The following is an 857-nucleotide window of genomic DNA, read 5'->3' on the forward strand; positions in this document are numbered from 1 at the left end:
AGATCTTATTTAATCAAAATTATTTCATAACATATTGTTATGCTAATTTAGCTTTCGAAGGGGCGGCTTTACATGACGCCAAACGTACGCAAACCAATATAGGTACATTAGCTTGGAATGCCAATGCCTTGGTATTCCCTATCCCACAACGTGAAAGGGATGCGAATAAAAATCTAGTTCAAAATCCAGGTTACTAGTTAACCTAACAAAGCAGGCCCAATTTATACTATAAATTGGGCCTGCTTTGTTATTAAAATTAATTTATTTGAATTGGAGAGATCCTCAACTTCAAGTATTTTTTGAGAAGTAAAGCCACTTAAATTTAGATGTCGGCATTTTCTTAAACTCTCTACACGAGATTTTAAGAATTCTAATCCTTTATCAAGTAAAGAATTATTGTAGTTATTTTAACGACCTCAAATTTTAGCTATATTGCTTTGTTTCAAAATAAAGATTAGAATTCTGTGTTTGGCTATCATCACCGTTTAGCACAAAATATGATCATAAAAATCTAAGTTTAAGGTCTAATTTGATCTAACAATTGTACATCATAATATACTGTTCTTGTGCTGCTATTTGCATTAGTTAGTGTAAGTACAATTTGAAAGTATACTGGATAAGATTCAAATACATTATTAGTTAACTTAATTCTAAGAACATTAGTACCCTGCCCTTGTATTATGGTTGCAATGTTTGTTGGCAAGCCATCCCAGTCTGTTATTGCCCACGAAAATACGTCTCCCGGTAAAGCATTATGCACCGTGTAATTTTGTGACATATTTCTAAGAGTCTGTTGTTGACCACTAATATAAGGTGGGTAGACACATGTTCCATTCACATTTGCATAAGCTTGCCCA

2 protein-coding genes are annotated in these 857 nt (G+C 33.1%); one reads left to right on the forward strand and one right to left on the reverse strand.

Annotated elements, in window-relative coordinates:
- Positions 1-197: RagB/SusD family nutrient uptake outer membrane protein (locus AQF98_RS21760; RefSeq protein WP_152969797.1), on the forward strand; the 197-nt coding region annotated here is incomplete at its 5' end.
- A gap of 320 nt (positions 198-517) precedes the next feature.
- Here AQF98_RS21760 and AQF98_RS21765 read toward each other — a convergent pair.
- Positions 518-857, reverse strand: a 340-nt coding sequence (locus AQF98_RS21765; RefSeq protein ID WP_235524289.1) for a hypothetical protein, incomplete at its 5' end; no start/stop codon positions are given.

Origin of the sequence: Pedobacter sp. Hv1, assembly GCF_001412215.1 — a bacterium.
GTDB lineage: Bacteria > Bacteroidota > Bacteroidia > Sphingobacteriales > Sphingobacteriaceae > Pedobacter.